General features: G+C 41.2%; 19 protein-coding genes, 1 tRNA gene, 1 rRNA gene, 1 other RNA gene and 1 other annotated feature. Of the genes, 1 reads left to right on the forward strand and 21 read right to left on the reverse strand.

Features of this window, described 5'->3' with window-relative positions:
- The 17 genes from BLT18_RS15440 to guaB all read right to left on the reverse strand — a co-directional run.
- Window positions 1–123 (reverse strand): 16S ribosomal RNA (locus tag BLT18_RS15440); the annotation flags it as partial.
- A 343-nt stretch (window positions 124–466) separates the two neighbouring features.
- The gene (locus BLT18_RS15445; protein ID WP_091276013.1) at window positions 467–733 is read right to left on the reverse strand and encodes a pro-sigmaK processing inhibitor BofA family protein; all 267 of its coding nucleotides are present in this window, start codon (window positions 731–733) and stop codon (window positions 467–469) included.
- Between the two features lie 278 nt (window positions 734–1,011).
- Window positions 1,012–1,233 carry a YaaL family protein gene (locus BLT18_RS15450; protein ID WP_091276015.1) on the reverse strand — a complete coding sequence of 74 codons (222 nt, stop codon included), beginning with the start codon at window positions 1,231–1,233 and terminating at the stop codon, window positions 1,012–1,014.
- 21 nt (window positions 1,234–1,254) lie between these two features.
- Window positions 1,255–1,851 (reverse strand): recombination mediator RecR, encoded by a 597-nt coding sequence (gene recR / locus BLT18_RS15455; protein WP_091276017.1) that lies wholly within the window; start codon window positions 1,849–1,851, stop codon window positions 1,255–1,257.
- A 12-nt stretch (window positions 1,852–1,863) separates the two neighbouring features.
- On the reverse strand, window positions 1,864–2,175 hold the full coding sequence (locus tag BLT18_RS15460; protein WP_091276018.1) for a YbaB/EbfC family nucleoid-associated protein: 312 nt from the start codon (window positions 2,173–2,175) through the stop codon (window positions 1,864–1,866).
- A gap of 17 nt (window positions 2,176–2,192) precedes the next feature.
- Window positions 2,193–3,902 (reverse strand): DNA polymerase III subunit gamma/tau, encoded by a 1,710-nt coding sequence (gene dnaX / locus BLT18_RS15465; RefSeq protein WP_091276022.1) that lies wholly within the window; start codon window positions 3,900–3,902, stop codon window positions 2,193–2,195.
- A gap of 194 nt (window positions 3,903–4,096) precedes the next feature.
- An RNA gene (gene ffs / locus BLT18_RS15470) (signal recognition particle sRNA large type) lies at window positions 4,097–4,362 on the reverse strand.
- Between the two features lie 107 nt (window positions 4,363–4,469).
- Window positions 4,470–4,637 carry a YycC family protein gene (locus BLT18_RS15475; RefSeq protein ID WP_091276025.1) on the reverse strand — a complete coding sequence of 56 codons (168 nt, stop codon included), beginning with the start codon at window positions 4,635–4,637 and terminating at the stop codon, window positions 4,470–4,472.
- An 84-nt stretch (window positions 4,638–4,721) separates the two neighbouring features.
- Window positions 4,722–5,216 (reverse strand): tRNA adenosine(34) deaminase TadA, encoded by a 495-nt coding sequence (gene tadA / locus BLT18_RS15480; RefSeq protein WP_322787578.1) that lies wholly within the window; start codon window positions 5,214–5,216, stop codon window positions 4,722–4,724.
- A 16-nt stretch (window positions 5,217–5,232) separates the two neighbouring features.
- Window positions 5,233–5,892, reverse strand: coding sequence for a molybdate ABC transporter permease subunit (modB, locus tag BLT18_RS15485; RefSeq protein ID WP_091276027.1), 660 nt, complete (start codon window positions 5,890–5,892; stop codon window positions 5,233–5,235).
- Window positions 5,889–6,662 carry a molybdate ABC transporter substrate-binding protein gene (gene modA, locus BLT18_RS15490; RefSeq protein ID WP_091276029.1) on the reverse strand — a complete coding sequence of 258 codons (774 nt, stop codon included), beginning with the start codon at window positions 6,660–6,662 and terminating at the stop codon, window positions 5,889–5,891. Before modA ends, modB begins: the two co-directional genes overlap by 4 nt.
- Before the next feature lie 123 nt (window positions 6,663–6,785).
- Window positions 6,786–6,878 (reverse strand) — tRNA-Ser (locus BLT18_RS15495).
- Between the two features lie 143 nt (window positions 6,879–7,021).
- Complete coding sequence (gene serS, locus BLT18_RS15500; protein ID WP_091276033.1) at window positions 7,022–8,299, reverse strand: serine--tRNA ligase; 1,278 nt, start codon at window positions 8,297–8,299, stop codon at window positions 7,022–7,024.
- A 176-nt stretch (window positions 8,300–8,475) separates the two neighbouring features.
- Window positions 8,476–8,688, reverse strand: a binding site (T-box leader).
- Complete coding sequence (pdxT, locus tag BLT18_RS15505; protein WP_091276035.1) at window positions 8,687–9,292, reverse strand: pyridoxal 5'-phosphate synthase glutaminase subunit PdxT; 606 nt, start codon at window positions 9,290–9,292, stop codon at window positions 8,687–8,689. It overlaps the preceding feature by 2 nt.
- Window positions 9,293–9,345: 53 nt before the next feature.
- Window positions 9,346–10,230 carry a pyridoxal 5'-phosphate synthase lyase subunit PdxS gene (gene pdxS, locus BLT18_RS15510; protein WP_091276038.1) on the reverse strand — a complete coding sequence of 295 codons (885 nt, stop codon included), beginning with the start codon at window positions 10,228–10,230 and terminating at the stop codon, window positions 9,346–9,348.
- 198 nt (window positions 10,231–10,428) lie between these two features.
- Entirely contained in the window at window positions 10,429–11,763 is a 1,335-nt protein-coding gene (locus tag BLT18_RS15515) for a D-alanyl-D-alanine carboxypeptidase family protein (RefSeq protein ID WP_245705292.1), read from the reverse strand.
- Window positions 11,764–11,943: 180 nt separating this feature from the next.
- Window positions 11,944–13,401 (reverse strand): IMP dehydrogenase, encoded by a 1,458-nt coding sequence (gene guaB / locus BLT18_RS15520; protein ID WP_091276045.1) that lies wholly within the window; start codon window positions 13,399–13,401, stop codon window positions 11,944–11,946.
- A 300-nt stretch (window positions 13,402–13,701) separates the two neighbouring features.
- On the opposite strand from guaB, the gene BLT18_RS15525 reads away from it, so the two are divergent.
- The gene (locus tag BLT18_RS15525; RefSeq protein ID WP_175487563.1) at window positions 13,702–14,661 is read left to right on the forward strand and encodes a YaaC family protein; all 960 of its coding nucleotides are present in this window, start codon (window positions 13,702–13,704) and stop codon (window positions 14,659–14,661) included.
- A 192-nt stretch (window positions 14,662–14,853) separates the two neighbouring features.
- Here the strand turns inward: BLT18_RS15525 and gyrA are convergent, their stop codons facing one another.
- The 4 genes from gyrA to recF form a co-directional block, all read right to left on the reverse strand.
- The gene (gyrA, locus tag BLT18_RS15530; RefSeq protein ID WP_091276088.1) at window positions 14,854–17,373 is read right to left on the reverse strand and encodes a DNA gyrase subunit A; all 2,520 of its coding nucleotides are present in this window, start codon (window positions 17,371–17,373) and stop codon (window positions 14,854–14,856) included.
- A gap of 356 nt (window positions 17,374–17,729) precedes the next feature.
- The gene (gene gyrB, locus BLT18_RS15535) at window positions 17,730–19,646 is read right to left on the reverse strand and encodes a DNA topoisomerase (ATP-hydrolyzing) subunit B (RefSeq protein WP_091276049.1); all 1,917 of its coding nucleotides are present in this window, start codon (window positions 19,644–19,646) and stop codon (window positions 17,730–17,732) included.
- A 52-nt stretch (window positions 19,647–19,698) separates the two neighbouring features.
- Window positions 19,699–19,992, reverse strand: a complete 294-nt coding sequence (remB, locus tag BLT18_RS15540) for an extracellular matrix regulator RemB (protein ID WP_091276052.1) — start codon at window positions 19,990–19,992, stop codon at window positions 19,699–19,701.
- 10 nt (window positions 19,993–20,002) lie between these two features.
- Window positions 20,003–21,124 (reverse strand): DNA replication/repair protein RecF, encoded by a 1,122-nt coding sequence (gene recF, locus BLT18_RS15545; RefSeq protein WP_091276054.1) that lies wholly within the window; start codon window positions 21,122–21,124, stop codon window positions 20,003–20,005.
- Window positions 21,125–21,128: the final 4 nt, after the last annotated feature.

The following is a 21,128-nucleotide window of genomic DNA, read 5'->3' on the forward strand; positions in this document are numbered from 1 at the left end:
CCCGTCCGCCGCTCGTTCCACAATCGTCACCCCGAAGGGATCAGACTGCTTCCCGCGCTCGACTTGCATGTATTAGGCACGCCGCCAGCGTTCGTCCTGAGCCAGGATCAAACTCTCCATGAAAAATACATCATAAAGTGTTTAATACAGGCTGTTGCTTCTTGTATAAAGAAATTAACAGACGCTTGACTTTCATTCAATTTTCAAAGGACAACTGCTCGCCGCCTTTCAAAGCGACAATTAATATCATACCAAGTTGTGCAATCAATGTCAACAACTTTTTTGATGTTTTTTGTCGTTTCTGCGCTGTCTTTTCAGCGACAAGTATTAATGTAACATCCGTGATAATGAAACGCAACAGTTTTTTTTAAGAAAAATTATATCAAAAGATCTTCGTTTGTATTGCGTTGTCACGGACTTTCTATTCTAACGTATATGTCATAGATGTCAATAGAAACCTTCTCTTTTAAGACAGAATAAACAAATCCACCGTTACCAGCATTACAACACCAGGCACACCTAGAAACCCTGAAACAGCTACCGTAAAAGCATTAATTGGCAAATGATATCCAACGGCGCTTCCGAATACGTTTAAAAAAAATAAAGCTAATGCTCCTATAATAAAACGCACAAATATGCTGCCAGCCCAGCGAAATGGTTTCATGTTTCCACCCAGTAATAAAAACAGACAAACACCAATACCTGCTAATGAAATATAGAGAATAGGATCCAATATATTTCCCTCCTGTAGCGTTTTTCTCTATCATGTATATGTACAAGCTTCGTGTTTATCCTTAGAAAAATTTTTATCTGTCGTTATACGCACCGAAATACTGTTCAAGCCTTTTATACATAACCTTTTTTATAATAAGCATCACAAAAATCAGCTTTTTGCCAAATCTTCATGGCGAAAACACGCCGCTTTTCTTATGCTTTCATCCTTCAAGAAAAGGAAACTTTCTGCTAAAACATAAAAAAACTGCTTACGGAGTGACCGAAGCAGCTTGCACGTTATGTATGATCGTATCCGTTTATTTTGCGATAACGCGCTTCTTTTATTAAAAATATATACTTAGCCCTTTTCTTCTTTAAATCAGCCTGAATTTCTTTTGAGGGATCTAAACTATTCGCCACGATATACTCATAACGGTCCAGGGATTGTTTGACAGCATGGATGGTGGCAATAAGACGTTCATTTTCTGTTTTTTTAATTGTCTTTTTTCGAAAGAGCATACCGGCCCCTCCCCCTTAGGCTTAAAGCTCTCTTCTTCCTTCTATTGCTTTTGACAGCGTTACTTCGTCTGCATATTCTAAATCGCCGCCAATAGGCAGTCCATGTGCAATCCTCGTAACTTTAATACCAGTTGGTTTAATTAGACGAGAAATGTACATAGCAGTGGCTTCCCCTTCAATGGTCGGGTTGGTTGCAACAATAACTTCCTGGATTTCATCGTTTTGCAGACGTTTAATTAATTCAGGAATTTTAATATCTTCAGGTCCAATGCCGTCCATTGGTGATATAGCTCCGTGCAATACATGATATAGACCGGAGTACTCGCGCATTTTTTCCATAGCCATCACATCTTTTGAATCTTGAACAACACAGACAACACTCTGGTCTCGCTGTTTATCTTCACAAATTATGCAGGGGTCTGTATCTGTAATGTGGTGGCAAATAGAACAATACGTTAAATCTCGCTTCGCATTCACAAGAGATTTCGCAAAATCTAACACATCGTCTTCTTTCATATCTAAAACATAAAAAGCCAGGCGGCTCGCCGTTTTGGGGCCAATACCCGGCAATTTCATAAAACCTTCAATTAATTTTGATATAGGCGTTGGATACTGCACATTATCCTCCTCCTAGAACATTCCAGGGATATTCATGCCTTTGGTAAACTTTCCTAAATCCTGCTCCACGAGTTCATCTACTTTTTTCAATGCTTCATTCGTCGCAGCAAGAACAAGATCTTGCAGCATTTCTACATCTTCGGGATCGACAACATCCTCGTCAATTTCAATATCAACAATACGCTTGTCACCAGCAGCAGTTACTTTTACAGCTCCGCCGCCCGCTGTTGCTTCGACTGTTTTGTCTTTCAATTCTTCTTGCGCTTTTTGCATTTGCTTTTGCATTTTTTGCATTTGTTTCATCATATTACCCATGTTTTTCATTTTCGTCGCCTCCAATATTATTTTTCTTTAATCTCTACTAACTCGGGACCAACTAATTTAACAGCTTCGTCAACAACTGGATCATTTCCTTGGTGTTCCAGCGATGTGTGCTCTTCAGCAGGCTGCTGTTTTTTCTTATACTCTTCTTTTATTTTCTCCCATTCTCCTGAAAGAATGGTTAATGGTTGTAACGGCTTTTGGCAAACGGTTGTTAATGCATCTTGTACCAATGAACGAAACTTCGTATCAACCATATTTCGATGCATTTCATTTTGAAACGCCAATAACACCGTACTTCCATTAGATACAACCGGCTTTGCATCGCTTAACCACGCATGAGCAGGCACGCTCTCTTGCTTTACTTGTTTCATGATATCAGGCCAGTGGTTTGCAACAAGCTGTAATTCCTTTTTAGTCGCTTCTTCAAGGACCGTTTGAATTTTGCTTGTCCCTGCTAATCCAGATGCAACCTTATGTGATGTGTGTTCACGCGAAGCTTTTCTTGTTTGCAATGTACTTTCATTTGCTTCTGCCTTTTGCACCGGAGGACCTGCCTGCCTCCATTCTGTCACTTCTTTTTCTAATTGTTCTATTTTCTTTTTCAAGGCAGACAGCTCATTTGCTGAAGCAGATTCCACTTCCGCCACAGTATGACATATTGTGATGAAAGCCATCTCTAAAAATATTTTCGGATGAGAAGCCCATTTCATCTCCTGGTGATATTCATTTAGTTGATTGATCACATCGTATAACCAGGAGAGCTCCGCTGTTTGTGCTAATTCTTTAAACGACTCATCCACCGTTACCCGGTCCAGCACTTCATCAAGTGTTGGTGCCGTCTTGTACAACAGCATATCCCGAAAATAGTATATCAAATCCTCCATAAATTGCAGAGGATCTTTCCCTTCTTGAATCAAGGTATCTGCTGCTTCAACAGCCGACGCCGTTTCTTTCTCTTTAAGCGAATGGACAACTTTCGTTAAAAATTGTTGAGACACCGTTCCCGTAACTGCTAGTACATCATCTGCTTTCACTTTGTCTTCAGCATAAGAGATGGCTTGATCAAGTAAGCTCAAGGCATCTCTCATACCGCCTTCTGCTGATCGCGCAATTAAATGAAGAGCTTCATCTTCAACATTCCAACCTTGTTCTTCCACGATATATGTCATTCTTGCAACTAAATCTCTTGTCGTGATGCGCTTAAAGTCAAAGCGTTGGCAACGTGAAATAATGGTTAAAGGAATTTTGTGCGGCTCTGTCGTTGCCAAAATGAAAATAGCATGTTTTGGCGGCTCTTCTAACGTTTTTAACAAGGCATTGAACGCACCTGTAGAAAGCATATGAACTTCGTCGATGATGTATACTTTATACCGAACGTCCCGGGGAGCAGCCATGACGTTATCACGGATATAGCGGATCTCATCGACACCATTATTAGACGCAGCATCAATTTCCACTACATCTACAACAGACCCATCTGCAATACCACGGCAGGCATAGCACTCATTACAAGGCTCGCGAACCGGAGCATGCTTACAGTTAATCGCCTTCGCAACAATTTTAGCAGCACTTGTTTTTCCAGTACCTCTTGGACCACTGAATAAATAGGCATGGGAAAATTTCTGCTGCACTAACGCATTTTGCAATGTCTTTGTAATATGCTCTTGCCCAACAACGTCTTCTAGAAGCTGGGGTCTCCACACTCGATAGAGCGCTTTATAGCTCACTCCCGGGACCTCCTTTCTTTATCGAATTTTATCCTCATTATACCCATATGTACATGACTTTTCAAAGCGGAAATCTTCACCGCCGCAAACCATACTATTATTTTTTTAAGCCTTTCTAATGATATCTGTAAAAGACATAAAAAAACAGCTCTTATTAGAGCCGCTTTAAAATAAGCAATATATTATGTATAAAGCCGTGCACCTTCTCTTGGCAATGAATCCATGAGCGTTACCCAAGCAGTTAGCTCGGCCCAGGCGACTCTGCGGCACACGAAAGAGTCCGCTTACTGCTGCTTCCTTCCGGACCTGACAGGGTTCACGGGTTTTCGTTGCGCAGAACCCGGACGTCAACACCACTTACAAGGGGCAGACCTCACGGAAACAAAGCCTCAAGAAGGGATTCGGTCTCGCTATAGCGGATTGCGAGTACAGGGCACCGCTACCTCCCCACTTAGCACGGCAAATTTGATAACATTGTCAGGCGCTTTTGTTAGCGCATTTTTCATTATATCTTTTTCAACAACGGAATGCAACAACAAGTTTTTCCATTCCTTTATGGATTGCTTGCTATTTGTCACGTTGTGCTGTTTGTGCTTGTTCGCTTTCTTTTTTTTCTAATTCAGCGATTTTCTCCATAATAACATGAGGCGGAGTGTGAACAATATGCTCAATTGGCATATTTAGTTTTTCCGCCAGCTTTTGAGCCGTTTCAGCAGAAAATTGATTTGGACGCACGCTTTCCCCTCCCGTTTAATCATTAACTACACTATACTCAATATATCACGCTGCCAGACGGAATCCAATCCACTGTCATTTGTTTTATTCAACAATAGATGAGCTTTCCTTTATTTTCTTTTTCTTCTCACGCAGCTGTCGAAAAAAAGCAGTTAATAAACCACCGCACTCTTTTTCCAATACACCATGTATCACTTTTGCTGTATGATTAAAACGATCTTCTTCTAATAAATTCATCAATGTGCCGGCACAACCTGCTTTCGGGTCAGGTGCACCGTAAACAACGGTGGGGATGCGGGCTTGCACAATCGCACCAGCACACATTGGACATGGCTCTAACGTAACATATAGTGTACAATTTTCTAAACGCCAGCTGTTCAACTGCTTACAAGCTTGTTCGATTGCTGACATTTCCGCATGGGCAGCTGCTTGCTGCTCTGTTTCGCGTTGGTTATACCCCGCACCTATAATGGTATCTTCATGAACAATGACACAACCAATCGGTACTTCTTTTTCCTCTTGTGCTTTGTATGCTTGGTTTATAGCTGCTTCCATCCATTTATCATGAAGAACCGACACTCACTCCGCCTCCTGTCTATTGTTTCAAAAATTTTGTAGTAACCAGCAAAATACCAATCGTTGTCAAACTCAACACAACAACCATCATGTTTGCTTCCATCATACGATTAGCTTGTACCGCATCATAAATAGCAATCGATAATGTTTGCGTTTTGCCAGGAATATTTCCTGCTACCATCAGTGTCGCCCCAAACTCCCCCATGGCTCTTGCAAATCCTAGTATCACTCCACCGACAATCCCTTTATAGGAAAGCGGAATCATGATCCCAAAAAAAATCTGCCAGCGGTTTGCGCCATCTAATTGAGCTGCCTCGAGCACATACGGATCAATGGATTCAAATGCTGTTTGAATAGGACGGACAATTAATGGCAGCGATGCAATCGACGCAGCGATAACGGCTGCTTGCCATGTAAATAATACCGTACTTCCAAATATGGTTTCAATGACTTTTCCAATCCAGCTTCCTTCTCCAAGAAGTATCAGAAGATAAAATCCTAACACAGTAGGCGGAAGAACTAAAGGAAGCATGATTACTAACGACAAAAATCTTGTCAATTTGTTGGGAAAAACAGCAAAAATCCAAGCAAGAACCACCCCGATGAGAAACGACAAGATAGTAGCAAGTCCTGCTACCTTCAGCGATAACCACAGTGGAATCCCAATGCTCTCTATCATCTTTTAATGCCCTCTGCCGGCGAATCAAAACCGTAACTCTCTAGTATTTGCTGTCCCTGTTTCGACAGCACATAATCAACGAATTTCTGGGCATTTTCTTTATGACCACTTTTTTCCGGTACCGCCAACGCATGAACAATAGGCTCGTGATCACTGGTGGATATCGGTGTAAATAGAAGGCTTGACTGCTTGCTTAACGCTGCAGCAACAATCGCCGCGTCTACGTTTTTCGACTCGGCATATTGAAGAGCTTGGCGTATATTTTCACCATATACAAGTTTTTCTGCTATTTCATCCCAAATCCCCCATGTTTCCAGTGTTTGTTTAGCAGCTTGTCCATAAGGAGCATGATCAGGATTCGCAATAGCAATACTCTGTATTTCATCACTTGTTAACACATCACGATGCAGTTCTGGATATGTACTGTCTTCATACACAATTCCAATTTTCCCCGTACCCAGCACCTGTTTTGTATCTTTCTTCACTGCTCCTTTTTCCACCAAACGGTCTATGTAGGAAACATGTGCTGCTGCAAACACATCATACACTGCGGCTCCTTGTTCTATTTGCTGGGTTAGCTGACCGGTAGAACCAAAACTAAACACTACTTCTATACCGTAATCTTCTTCAAACGCATCTCCCATTTCCGAAAATGCATCATATAAATCCGAAGCTGCAGCTACATGCAGCGCTTCTGTATTACTTTCTTCCGCACGACAAGCAGTTAAAATCATAATAAATAATAAGAACAAAGGAAAACACTTTTTCATAAAGGCAACTTCCTCATATTATATTATCTCCTCATTATCCCATAAAAATAAAAAAAGCGTAACTTTGCCGATTAAACGCGAAGTTACACTCTGAATGTATAGAAAGTATTTATTTGATATGTATGGCGGAGGAGGAGGGATTCGAACCCCCGCGGGCCGTGAAGCCCCTGGCGGTTTTCAAGACCGCTCCCTTCAGCCGAACTTGGGTACTCCTCCGTGTGAAATATGTATTTTTTCGCTGACAAATTATATAATAGCACAGCCTTGATAAGGATGCAAGTTCTTTTCAAAAAAAATTTGCAAGCAAGCATAGAATGAAAAAGAAGGCAGCCTTTATTTCCATCTGCCTTCTTTCCTGTCTATTTTTGAATATACTCTTTATTTCTCATGTAGGGACGCAATACTTCAGGAATTTTAATTGATCCGTCAGCCTGCTGATAATTCTCCATAATTGCAGCAACCGTCCGTCCAATGGCAAGTCCTGAGCCATTTAACGTATGCACAAATTCTGTTTTCGATTTACGATCTCGTTTAAAGCGAATGTTCGCGCGACGAGCTTGAAAGTCTTCAAAGTTGCTGCAAGACGAAATTTCTTTATAATCTTCATAACTTGGCAGCCACACTTCAATATCGTACTTTTTTGCAGCTGTGAAACCAAGATCTCCGCTGCACATGTTCATGACACGATACGGTAAATCCAGCATTTGCAGGACTTTTTCTGCGTGGCCCGTTAACATTTCTAACGCTTCATATGAGTCTTCCGGCTTTACAAATCGAACCAGTTCAACTTTATTAAATTGATGTTGACGAATAAGCCCTCGTGTATCTCTTCCGGCAGACCCCGCCTCAGAACGGAAACACGCACTATACGCCACATAAGCTAATGGTAAATCTTCCGCTTGCAGAATTTCATCACGATATAAATTGGTAACCGGCACTTCCGCTGTTGGTATTAAAAAGTAATCTTCCTCTTTTACTTGGAACGCATCTTCTTCAAACTTAGGCAGTTGCCCTGTTCCTGTCATGCTATCGTGATTGACCATGTATGGTGGAAGCAATTCTTCATAACCATGCTCCTCTTCATGTAAATCCATCATGAAATTAATGAGCGCACGTTCTAACTTGGCGCCTGTCCCTTTATAAAAGACAAACCGGCTGCCTGTCACTTTCGACGCTCGCTCAAAATCCATCATTTGCAGCTCATCAGCAAGTTCCCAATGTGCTTTTGCATCAAAAGAAAATGATGGTATGTCGCCCCACTTTCGGACTTCCTCATTGTCGGCTTCGTCCTCACCATATGGCACACTCTCGTGTGGAATATTAGGTACCCGAAGCATCAGTTGATGAAGCGTTTCCTCTACTTGTTTCAGCTCTTCATCAAGTTTTTTTATATCGGCTGATACCTCTTTTGTTTCTTTGATGAGGTGCTCAGCATCTTTTTTCTCCCGTTTTAACTGAGCCACTTCCTGTGAAACAGTGTTTCGCCGCTGCTTTAATTCCTCTGTTTTTTGTATAAGAGAGCGTCGCTTTTCATCCAGCTCTTCAAATTTATCCAATTCACTAATATCTTCACCGCGCTTATCCAACTTTTCTTTTACTTCTTGAAAGTTACTGCGAAGCTTTTTAATATCAAGCATCAAACATCCTCCTTATATCCTGTTTTTCTTTTAAGGTGGCTGTACTTCCTTTACGTACAACATCAACATATACAAACATCTTAAAACAAGGATGAGTCAGGAAAGAAACTTTTCCTGTGAACGTGACAAGCATCGACATTCCTTCCCATAACAATAAAAAACCCGTCCCTTGTTATAGAAGGGACGGGACTACCCGCGTTGCCACCCAATTTGCAAAAGAACACCTTTTTGCCTCTTTGGATCCTGTAACGTGGATAAAACGGAACAAGGTACTCCTCTTCCCTTCTTCACTCAAAGCGGGATTCGTTACATGTTGCAGCCGGTTCACACCGACCACCGGCTCTCTGAATGCAAACATTGTAACTACTAGTGCTCATCAACGCTTTATCATGTAGTAACTAGTGAATCAGCTGCCGTTTCTTTTGATTCTCTCACCATCTGCACAAAATATTGATGCATTCTTGCATCATTTGTCAACTCAGGATGAAACGAACAAGCTAATAGGTGATGTTGTCTTGCTGCGACAATTTCCCCGTCATATTCTGACAACACATCTACGTCATTGCCGGCATTAGAAATGAGCGGCGCCCTGATAAATACAGCTTCGATATCGTCGCCGACACCTTTTACCTCAAGGGTTGTTTCAAAACTCTCCCGCTGGCGTCCAAACGCATTACGTTCAACATCGATATCCATTAAACGTAAGTGGCCTTCGGGGCTTCCTTTAATATTATCAGCCATTAATATTAAACCTGCGCACGTTCCAAATACAGGTTTTCCCGCATTTGCAAAGTACTGCAGTGGTTCAAAGAATTCATATTTATCAACTAAACGGCGCATTGTCGTGCTTTCACCACCAGGAAAAACAAGGCCATCTAGTTCATCGAGTTGTTCAATGCGCTTCACTACTTTCACTTCAACATCCGGCGATGCTAAACAGCGTACATGTTCACGTACAGCTCCTTGTAATGCAAGTACACCAATTTTTAACAAAATAACCCTCCTTTTCATGCGGTCTTGTTAAAAACTTTAGGTTTGAGGGTCATTTACCATCCACGATCTTGCATACGTTCTTCGGGCTCTAAGTTAGAAATCTCGATGCCTTTCATTGCTGTTCCAAGATCTTTGGATAAACGCCCAATAAGCTCATAATCTTCATAATGAGTAGTTGCTTCAACAATAGCACGAGCAAATTTGTCTGGATGATCAGATTTAAAGATACCGGAACCAACAAAGACACCATCTGCTCCTAATTGCATCATAAGAGCAGCATCTGCTGGTGTTGCTATCCCTCCTGCTGCAAAGTTTACAACTGGCAGTCTCCCGTTTTCTTTAATTTCTAACAGCAGTTCGTATGGAGCACCTAAGTTTTTCGCTTCTGTCATCAATTCATCTTTGGAAGAGCCTACCACTTTTTTCACCTGAGCTTGAACCATTCTCATATGGCGAACCGCTTCAACGATATTGCCTGTTCCTGGTTCCCCTTTTGTTCTTAACATGGACGCTCCCTCACCAACACGTCGAAGAGCTTCTCCTAAGTCGCGAGCTCCACAAACAAACGGCACCGTATATTCGCTTTTATCAAGGTGATACACCTCATCTGCGGGGGTAAGCACTTCACTTTCGTCAATGTAGTCTACTCCAAGCGCTTCCAAAACACGTGCTTCTACAATATGGCCAATACGTGCTTTTGCCATAACTGGAATAGAAACAGCTCCCATTACTTCTTCAACAATAGTAGGATCTGCCATACGTGCTACTCCACCAGCGGCACGAATATCTGCTGGAACGCGTTCTAGCGCCATTACCGCTACAGCACCAGCTTCTTCTGCAATCTTTGCTTGTTCTGCATTAACAACGTCCATAATGACGCCGCCTTTTTGCATTTCTGCCATTCCTCGTTTTACTCTGTCTGTCCCTCTATCTGCCATTTTACAATTCCTCCCGCTTTTTTTCCTGAATATATCATTTGTTCGCTCCACAAAGTGCGGACGAACGCACTGATTTTGTTATGCTATTTATTGTAACACTACCTATTTAGAGAATAAAGTACTATAAGCGTTCTTTTCCCACTGTACGTATCATTCCACGTTTTTTTCAAATCTATAAGGACTGCGTTTGCCAAAGCGTTAAAACAGACCTTTTACAGCATTAACAGCGCTATTCCATAAACTTCCAAAGAAACCTCCAATGCTGCTCATCGTCAGAGAAAACCAACCAGCTCGCTCCACACTTTCATCCACCACTAATGGAACACGGTGGCTTTCCCCTAAACGGTCATGTAAATAACTGTTATCTCCACTTTCAGCTATGGAAACATACCCAACTGTCTCTCCAGCTTCAACGGGGGCTTCTATCGCACCTTCTTCATTAATCAACTCTTCATCTAGGGAGACATTGACATCCACACTTTCACTTTCACCGTCTTGTACCAACACGGAGAGTGACTCTCCTGCCGAAACAGTCACTTCATCTTCTTTTCCTTTCAGAACTGGAAGGGTTTGATTTCCTTCTACTTGTTCCCCTTTTTCCAGTACTTCCTCATATGTGAATTGATTAAAGCCATAGTCCAGCAGCTTTTCTGTCTCTTCAAACCTAGCTTGTCTGGAGTCGGTTCGCATAACAACGGATATATACCGAAGGCCGTCTCGTTCTGCCGTACCAGTAAAGGCATTTCCTGCTAAATCTGTGTACCCTGTTTTTAATCCATCCACTCCATTATAGGGCATTGGTCCGTTAGGAAGCATCCAGTTCCAGTTTTGCATTTCTATGTACTCTTCTGGTCCTGCTTCAAACGTTTCTGCGCTAATAGAAGTGGTCTCAAGGACTTCAGGATAATCCGCTAATAAATGATAAGCCAGCAAGGCAGTTGATTCTGCTGACATAAGGTTCTCAGCATCAGCTTCTGTCCCTTCAGGATGCTGCCCATCCATAGACCGGTTATTAAGCCCTGTTGAATTAACGAATTCATAGTCTTGCAGCCCTAATTCTTCTGCTTTTTCGTTCATCATTGTAACAAATGCGCCTTCTGAACCAGCAATGTGCTCTGCTAAAGCAATGGTAGCACCATTTGCTGAGTAAATAGCCATTGCTTTGTATAATTCTTCAACGGTGTATGATTCATCTTGACGTAATGGAACATTTGACAGCGAAGTGTCCAGAGATAATTGACGCACTTTATCACTAATACTGACTTCGTCTTCCCAAGATATTTCTCCATTATTGACAGCTTCATGAACTAGGTATTCAGTCATGATTTTTGTCATACTTGCTATCGGTAAAACAGTATGGCTGTCCTCCTCATACACAACCTTTCCCGTTTCTGCTTCTACGAGAATCGCAGCGTCAGCTTCTAATTCAAGTTCTTGTGCTGAAGCACTGCTCCCAACTGCAAAAAACAAGGTAAGATAAAAGGATATAATAATGGATACGTATAACCAACCTTTTCTTTTCAACGTTTGCACCTCCACGGTCTTCTTGCCAAACGATATTTTAACACAGGTGCCCGGAAAAAAATAGACAGTCATCCGACCCATTTCCTTATTTGTTTAATATTTCCCAGGAAAAGAAAAATGCCCTCGATATGAGTGCTGCATTACTTCATCCATACTCACCGAAGGCATTTCACTAATTATAGGCTGGTCCTATAAGTTATAGTTAGGAGCTTCTTTTGTAATTTGAACATCATGAGGGTGACTCTCTTTTAACCCAGCATTGGTAATACGGGTGAAGCGAGCATTTTCGCGAAGTTCTTCCATTGTGCTCGTTCCACAATACCCCATGCCCGCTCGTATTCCTCCAATCAATTGGTGGAGCGTTTCCGACAACGGACCTTTATATGGAATTCTTCCTTCAATTCCTTCTGGTACAAGTTTTTGATTATTTTCTTGGAAATAACGATCTTTGCTTCCTTGTTCCATTGCCCCCATTGATCCCATACCACGGTATACTTTAAACTGTCTGCCTTGATAAATTTCTGTCTCTCCAGGACTTTCCGTTACACCGGCGAGAATACTTCCCAGCATAACAGCATGTCCACCAGCGGCTAAAGCTTTGACAATGTCTCCAGAGTACTTTATACCACCGTCTGCAATAATAGGAACGTCATATTTGCTGGCTTCACGTGCACAATCATACACCGCTGTAATTTGTGGTACACCAACCCCTGCTACTACACGAGTTGTACAGATGGACCCTGGTCCAATTCCAACTTTGACAACGTCTGCCCCTGCTTCTATCAAATCACGTGTTCCTTCTGCGGTAGCTACGTTACCAGCAATAATAGTTAAATCAGGATATGCCTCTCTGATTTCTCCCACTTTATCTAAGACACCTTTTGAATGACCGTGGGCAGTATCAATAACGATGACGTCTACTTCTGCCTTTACAAGAGCTTCAATTCGCTTAAATGCATCATTTGTAACCCCGACAGCTGCTCCAGCAAGCAAACGTCCTTGTTCATCTTTTGCCGAATGCGGAAATTCAATGACCTTTTCAATATCTTTAATGGTAATTAAACCTTTTAATGTCTGGTCCTCTTCTACTAATGGGAGCTTCTCAATTTTGTGTTCTTGAAGAATCTTTTCTGCTTCTTGCAGCGTTGTTCCGACTGGCGCTGTCACAAGGTTGGAACTTGTCATTACTTCTTCAATACGAATAGAATAGTCTTCCACAAATCGCAAATCCCGGTTTGTTAAAATCCCCACAAGTTTTTGATTATCATCTACAATAGGTACACCAGAAATGCGGTATTTGCCCATGAGATGTTCCGCATCAAACACCTGTCGTTCTGGTGTTAAAAAGAAAGGATCTGTAATAACACCACTTTCCGAGCGCTTCACTTGGTCCACCATTTCAGCTTGCTCTTCAATCGACATGTTTTTGTGAATAATACCTAATCCACCTTCACGTGCAATGGCAATAGCCAGTGATGCTTCTGTTACGGTGTCCATACCTGCGCTGACAATCGGTATATTCAAATTTAATTTTTCGGAAAGAGATGTTTTCACTGATACGTCACGAGGGTGAATATCGGAGCGGTCAGGTACAAGCAGTACATCATCAAACGTCAAGCCTTCTTTGGCAAACTTGTCTTCTCTCATGTTCTTTCATCCTTTCTTTTGCATCTCAATTGTTTCACCCGAAAAAACACCACGCTTTTTTCTATAACCTGTCATAAAGCGTTTGCTACTTGTGGAAACTACATAGAAATACATCGGTGAGGAGTCATTCTGTGAACAGCTGGCATGTTTTTATACTCAAGATTTTCTAATATCTTATCATGTTTTAGCGCTTGACACGAGTGCTCAAAATAAGTTTAAACATTCGGAAAAGTAAAATATATGATATTCATGATTTATGGTTGTAAAAATACACGACTGTGTCATAAAGGGGGAATTTTATTGAATGCCCTTCACTCTAACCACGACCTTTTTGCTTACTACGCTCCGTTTGAATCACAAGAAGTATTGCGCCAGCTGCTTTATGAACGATATCAGAAGACAACATCGCTGCAGGAAAAAGCCTCGGAATACAGTTATCAAAACACTCCTGTTTTCCATTACGAGTGGATGATTGGCCGAAACTACTGGATGGAGGGATTGAATGCTTCTCTGTTAATTAAACCATTGCTTCTTTTTTATGGTCTTACACATTTATTAAAAGGGATCATTTTATTAACTGACCCAATGTATCCTGCTTCTGCTGAAGTTCTGGCACATGGGGTAACGTCGAGAAAAAGAAAAAAGAAAGGTTACACTTTCCTTGAAGACGAAGTAAAAGTTCAAAAGAAAGGCTTTTTCCCTCACTTTGCCTACTATTTGTTTCACATGGAACATTTGCCTCATACGAAATGGAAAATGGCTGACTTACTTATATTTGCTAAAGATATGGCATCTTTGTATTTTGATGTCAAAGGAACGTCGCATTGTATGCGTGTAGAACAGAAACACGCAAGCATAAAGCTGTACGGAAAACAAACGATTCATCAAGACATGCTCTCAACATTACAGAACGCTCTTTACGCATACAATCTTCCTGTAAAAGACATTGTTCACTTAGAAAGTCAATCCGTGACATTTACAGTCGATCAAGATAAAGCCAACAAAAAACCATTACTTTTAACATATCATAACAAACACTATCTGCCGCCGTCTTTTCCTAAAAAGCTGCATCAACTTCCAGACATGTGTCTTCACTTTTTACTTTTATACAATTTGAGCATGATATGCCGCTATGAAGGTGAATGGTGGGGAGAGGTAATGACCCAGCAATATTCGGAAGACTATCCAATTATTAAACATTATTTGGCTGTTGCTGAACGAAGTGTCCCAGCTCTATTTGCCACCTTTTTTCATAAATAGTGTTAGGACATGCCAAAAACATAAGTACTCAAAAAAGCGAGTATACACTATACAAATGCCAAAAAAACCGCTGCCTTTAAAAAATGATTCAGTTATTTTCTCTTATATTTTGCTTTAGTTGGAGTACATGCCATATTTTGTTTTTTTCTAACCGTCACATAGAAAAACCTTCGGCACTACGGCCGAAGGTTTTTATTCTTCTGGAACGTTATTTTCATCGACATCGTCTGCTGCAACACTATCCGTTGTATCGGATTCTGTCGAATCTTTGTCCACCTCGTCCTCTTCTTCTGGTGTGTCAACTGGTGCTACGGTAGAAACTTCTTCTCCTTCAGACAGGCGGATTAATTTTACTCCTTGTGCGTAACGGCCTAAACAAGAAATTTCTTGTGTGTTTATGCGAATTAACACGCCGTGTATAGTCATAACCATAATATCATGATCTTCTGAAATACATCTCATGGACACAAGATCTCCATTACGCTCCGTCAAATTACAAGCTTTCAAACCTTTTCCGCCCCGGTTTTGTATTTTAAATTCCTCCACCGGTGTGCGTTTTCCGTATCCTTTATTCGTAACCATCAACACATCTTTGCTGTTAGAAGCAATATCCATTCCAACAACTTCGTCTTCTGATTCTAACGAGATAGCTTTTACCCCGGTTGCTGTCCGGCCCATAAACCGGACGTTTGATTCATTAAAATGAATAGCCATGCCGTGTTTTGTACCAATAATTAAACTGTCATCACCTGTCGTTAAACGAACACCATGCAATTCATCATTCTCTTTTACGTTAACAGCAAACAGGCCGCCTTTCCGGATATTGGCAAAAGCAGAAAGTGGTGTGCGCTTTGCAATCCCCTGTTTGGTCAAGAAAAACAAATATGCATCTTCTGCATACTGTTCTACCGGAATGACTGTACTGATTTCTTCATCCTTATCAATTTGCAGTAAGTTAATGATTGGAATACCTTTAGCGGTTCGTTTCAACTCAGGGATCTCATAGCCTTTTAAGCGATAGACTTTCCCTTTATTTGTGAAAAACAGTATCGTCGCGTGTGAACTTGTCGTAAATAAATGTTCGACAAAGTCATCGTCATTAGTGCCCATTCCTTGGACACCCTTCCCGCCACGCCGTTGACTTCGGTACGTATCAATTGGCATTCGTTTTAAATAACCATGATGAGAGATTGTAATAACCACGTTTTGCCGTGGAATTAAATCTTCATCTTCAATTTGGTTGTCTCCCGCTGTGATAATAGTGCGGCGCTCATCATTAAATTGTGCTTTTAGTCCCGTCAGTTCCTCACGAATAATGTCTAACACGCGTTCTTCACTAGCCAAAATTTCTTTTAATTCTTTGATACGGTCAACTAAATCTTTATATTCCTGTTCAATTTTGTCTCTTTCTAAACCTGTTAAACGCTGCAAGCGCATATCCAAAATAGCTTGAGCCTGCTCATGACTAAGAGAGAATCTCTCTATCAAACCATTACGAGCGATTTCCGTTGTTTGCGAGCTGCGTATTAATTCAATCACTTCATCTAGATAATCGAGTGCAACGCGCAATCCTTCTAGAATATGGGCTCTTGCTTCCGCTTTTCTCAACTCAAAAGCCGTACGTCGTTTAATTACTTCTTTTTGGTGTTCTAAATAATGATAGAGACACTCTTTTAAATTCAGTACTTTCGGACGCCCGTCCACAAGAGCCAGCATATTAATACCGAAGCTGGTCTGCAGTGCTGTTTGTTTATACAGGTTATTGAGCAGTACATTGGCATTTGTATCTTTTCGTACTTCAATGACAATACGCATGCCATTTCGATCTGACTCATCACGTAAATCAGTAATACCTTCAATCTTCTTGTCCCGTACAAGTTCGGCAATCTTTTCAATTAAACGTGCTTTATTTACTTGATATGGCAGCTCGTTGACAATAATTGACTGTTTTCCATTACTTTTTTCATCAATGTACGCATTGGCTCGAATCATAATTGATCCTCTGCCTGTTTGATAGGCTTTTTTAATGCCTGAACGTCCAAGGATGGAAGCACCTGTCGGAAAGTCTGGACCAGGGATATATTCCATCAGTTCGGGTACCGTTATATCAGGATTGTGACTTAAAGCAAGCACACCATCAATGACTTCTCCCAATTGATGAGGCGGGATATTCGTCGCCATCCCGACAGCAATACCTGCTGCGCCATTGATAAGTAAATTTGGAAACTTTGCTGGCAGCACAACTGGTTCTTTCTCGTTACCATCATAGTTGTCTTGATAATCAATTGTATCTTTGTTGATGTCACGCACCATTTCCATGGAGATTTTGGCCATTTTTGCTTCTGTGTAACGCATCGCTGCTGCAGCATCTCCATCAACAGATCCAAAGTTGCCATGACCATCCACTAACATGTAACGATAACTAAAATCTTGAGCCATTCTTACCATCGTTTCATACACTGCGGAATCACCATGAGGATGGTATTTACCAATAACGTCTCCAACAATACGAGCAGATTTGCGGTAGGGTTTATCCGGTGTCATACCTAGAGCACTCATCGCAAATAAAATACGACGGTGAACCGGTTTTAAGCCATCCCGCACATCAGGTAATGCACGGCTGACAATAACACTCATCGCATAATCTAAAAACGACGTCTGCATTTCTTGTCCGATATTTATTTCTGTTACTCTTGATTCATTTTCTGCCATTCTTTGAACCTCCCAAAGTTTTGGAGCTGTTTTCAACAACATACAAACATCCTGCCAGCGACAGGTTGCAGCACGAACCACGAGCATGTTTACAGCAACATTCACGCAGGTGTTTGTATTTTCACTTCCCTTATAGAAAAGCATAGGCGCCTGAATGGCTGTCAAAGGCGCCTTTTTCTAAAGATAAGAAAGTATAAAAGCTGGCGTTTTCATTGCCTGGCGGCAAGCACCTATCCGCTTTAGGTTCCTTCGGTCTGTCTGCGGAAAGCTGACTTTTGCTTTCCACAGACCGTTTCTCATAAAAAATCCCTTATCTTAACCAAATTGTCCTCTTTCAAGCACTTGCGCTTTTCTTATTACACATCTAAGTTTTTGACATAACGGGCATTTTCTTGAATAAAGTCTCTGCGCGGCTCTACACGATCTCCCATCAATGTTTCAAAAATCGCGTCTGCATTCATTGCGTCTTCTAACGTTACTTGTAACACGGAACGCTTTTCTGGATTCATCGTTGTTTCCCACAATTGAGAAGGGTTCATCTCCCCAAGGCCTTTATAACGCTGATACGTAGGCTTGGGCTGTGATGGGAGTTCATTTAATACTTGATCTAGCTCTTTTTCCACATATGCGTATCGTACCGTCTTGCCTTGTGTAATTTTGTACAAAGGCGGCTGGGCAATATAAATATATCCATATTCAATTAACGGACGCATATACCGATAGAAAAATGTCAGCAACAGCGTACGGATATGGGCTCCGTCAACGTCAGCATCTGTCATAATGATGATTTTGTGATACCGTGTTTTTTCGATATCAAACTCTTCTCCAATCCCGGAACCTAACGCTGTAATAATGGAGCGGATTTCATTGTTGGCTAAAATCTTGTCCAGTCTTGCTTTTTCGACATTAATGATTTTGCCTCGCAATGGCAGAATTGCTTGAAAATGACGATCTCTTCCTTGCTTAGCAGAACCTCCTGCAGAGTCACCTTCGACGATATACAGTTCACTAATAGAAGCATCTCTAGAAGAACAATCTGCTAATTTACCTGGGAGAGAACTAACTTCTAATGCATTTTTCCGCCGTGTTAATTCTCGTGCTTTTTTCGCCGCTTCTCTGGCACGAGAAGCCATTAACCCTTTTTCTACGATATTTTTCGCAGTGTCCGGATTTTCTGCTAAAAAACGGGAAAAATATTCACTAAACAAAGAATCTGTAATCGTTCTAGCTTCACTGTTTCCAAGTTTTGTTTTCGTTTGCCCTTCGAACTGCGGATCTTGGATTTTGACCGATATAATGGCTGTTAATCCCTCACGTACATCGTCGCCAACGAGATTTGGGTCATTTTCTTTGAATAAATTGTGCTTTCTGGCATAGTCATTAATAGCACGTGTCAATCCCGTTTTAAAACCTGATTCATGTGTTCCGCCTTCGTGGGTATTAATGTTATTTGCATAAGAATAAATATTGCTTGTGAAACTATTATTGTATTGCACAGCAATATCTACCTGTACCCCGTCTCTTTCGCTCTCGATAAATATAGGCGGCTCGTGAATCGGCTCTTTTTGGCGGTTTAAATATTCAACAAAGGATGATATGCCGCCTTCATAGTAATATTCAACTGTTTCTTTCTCTTCATCTCGTTTGTCTTCAAAGACAATGTGCAGTCCTTTATTTAAAAAAGCCAGCTCTCTTAAACGGGTAGCAAGTATTTGGTACTCAAACTCTACTGTTTCTTTAAAAATTTCGGGGTCCGGTTTGAAATGAATTTTTGTACCTTGTTTTTCCGTTTTGCCAATTACTTGTAAATCTTGTTGAGGAACCCCTCGTTTATAACTCTGATGGTGTATTTCACCATCCCGGTGCACTTCTACTTCAAGCATCTCCGATAAAGCATTCACCACAGATGCACCAACACCGTGTAAACCACCTGAAACCTTGTAACCACCACCGCCAAACTTTCCACCGGCATGTAAAACGGTCATAATAACTTCGACTGCAGGCCTGCCCATCTTTTCTTGAATGCCTACGGGAATTCCACGTCCATTATCTTGTACAGTTATGCTATTATCTTCTTCTACCGTAATATAAATATAATCGCAATAACCACCCATGGCTTCATCAATGCTGTTATCTACAATTTCCCAAACTAAATGATGAAGGCCGCGGCTGCTAGTTGAACCAATATACATCCCTGGTCTTTTGCGAACGGCTTCTAAACCTTCTAGTACCTGGATTTGACTTTCATCGTATGAATGTTGTTCTAATGACAATTTACTTCACCTTCACTTCCATACATGTTGGGTCTAAACGAGCCAAGAGAAATTAACTATCTTGTATTTCTGTGCTTTCCCCAACGTCTTCACTGTAGTCTTCAAACTCTGAAACGACTTGAGCTCTTCGTCTTAACGTCAAAGAAGAAATAGGAGATAAATACACTCGATCGACAGTTACTACGACCGATTTTGTTAACTCCTCAGAAATTTCAATGACATTTTTGTCATCCTGTGACGAAAGAAATTGTCTCGTGATGCTTGATGAATCGTGTGTATCCTGGTCTAGAATAGCCACAACATCTTTTGAACGTATGACCGTGTCTCCACCTAAGTGAATAAACATGGTTTCCACCTCATTTCATTTGACTGACATGTCCCGCTTTGGCGTAAAACGTAGATGCCTGTTTTAATGTGTCATGTTCAATGCTGTCTACACTTGTTGTTGTTACAAATGTCTGGACCTTGCCCTGGATCGTATTCAGTAAATGAGATTGCCGGTGATGGTCTAGCTCTGACAGCACATCATCCAATAATAAAATCGGGTATTCCCCGATGTTGTCATGTATTAATTCAATCTCTGCGAGCTTTAAAGACAGCGCAGCTGTTCGTTGTTGTCCTTGTGAACCATACGTTTGAACGTCTTTTTGGTTAATCAAAAGAGATAATTCGTCACGGTGGGGACCGCTTAACGTCATTCCCCGCCGAATCTCGCTATTTCTGTCTTCGCCTAGTTTTTCTTTTATTTTCTCTTCTATCTTCGACAAATTCATGTCTTCTGATACCTCAGCAGCCGGAAGATATGTTAAAGCTAACTCTTCTTTTGTTTGAGTAATTTGTGAATGAATTCTTTCCGCCCAAGATTGGAGCATGTCAATGAATGAAAAACGCTTCTGTATAACTTTGGCTGCAGCTTGTGCTAATTGATCGCTCAGCACCTCTAACATTATTTCTTGCTCTTGGTCCGGCACAGGAAAGATGTCTTTTAATAACTGATTCCGCTGCTTTAAGACACGTTGGTAGTTCGTTAAGTCATGAAGATAAACCGCACTGATTTGTCCAAGTTCCATATCTATAAATCTTCGGCGGATACGCGGTCCGCCTTTCACTAAGTTTAAATCTTCAGGAGCAAACATCACGACATTGCAAGCTCCGACAAACTCACTTAATTTTCTCTGTTCCAATCCATTTATCTTTGTTTTCTTTCCCTTAGATGACACAATAACTTCTAAGTTTTGCGTGCTGTTCTTACGAGAAAGTTCTGCTTCGATACGAGCAAAATCCTGATCCCACTCTATTAATTCCTTATCTTTTGACGTCCGATGCGATTTTGCAAAAGCAAGCACATAGATAGCTTCCATGAGGTTTGTTTTACCTTGAGCATTCTCACCTAAAATAACATTGACTTTGTTTTCAACATTCAGATGGATATGGCGGTAATTGCGAAATTGTTTAAGAAAGAGTGAATGGATATACACAAAC

The organism is Alteribacillus persepolensis, from assembly GCF_900099605.1.
GTDB classification, from domain to species: Bacteria; Bacillota; Bacilli; order Bacillales; family Marinococcaceae; genus Alteribacillus; species Alteribacillus persepolensis.

Bases quoted from the DNA above. Each gene is read 5' to 3' on its own strand.
- BLT18_RS15450 (WP_091276015.1), bottom strand. From the start codon at position 1,233: ATGCTCTTTCGAAAAAAGACAATTAAAAAAACAGAAAATGAACGTCTT.
- BLT18_RS15460 (WP_091276018.1), bottom strand. From the start codon at position 2,175: ATGAAAAACATGGGTAATATGATGAAACAAATGCAAAAAATGCAAAAG.
- modB (WP_091276027.1), bottom strand. From the start codon at position 5,892: ATGATAGAGAGCATTGGGATTCCACTGTGGTTATCGCTGAAGGTAGCA.
- modA (WP_091276029.1), bottom strand. From the start codon at position 6,662: ATGAAAAAGTGTTTTCCTTTGTTCTTATTATTTATTATGATTTTAACT.
- serS (WP_091276033.1), bottom strand. From the start codon at position 8,299: ATGCTTGATATTAAAAAGCTTCGCAGTAACTTTCAAGAAGTAAAAGAA.
- pdxS (WP_091276038.1), bottom strand. From the start codon at position 10,230: ATGGCAGATAGAGGGACAGACAGAGTAAAACGAGGAATGGCAGAAATG.
- guaB (WP_091276045.1), bottom strand. From the start codon at position 13,401: ATGAGAGAAGACAAGTTTGCCAAAGAAGGCTTGACGTTTGATGATGTA.
- gyrA (WP_091276088.1), bottom strand. From the start codon at position 17,373: ATGGCAGAAAATGAATCAAGAGTAACAGAAATAAATATCGGACAAGAA.
- remB (WP_091276052.1), bottom strand. From the start codon at position 19,992: ATGTTTATTCACTTAGGTGGAGACACGGTCATACGTTCAAAAGATGTT.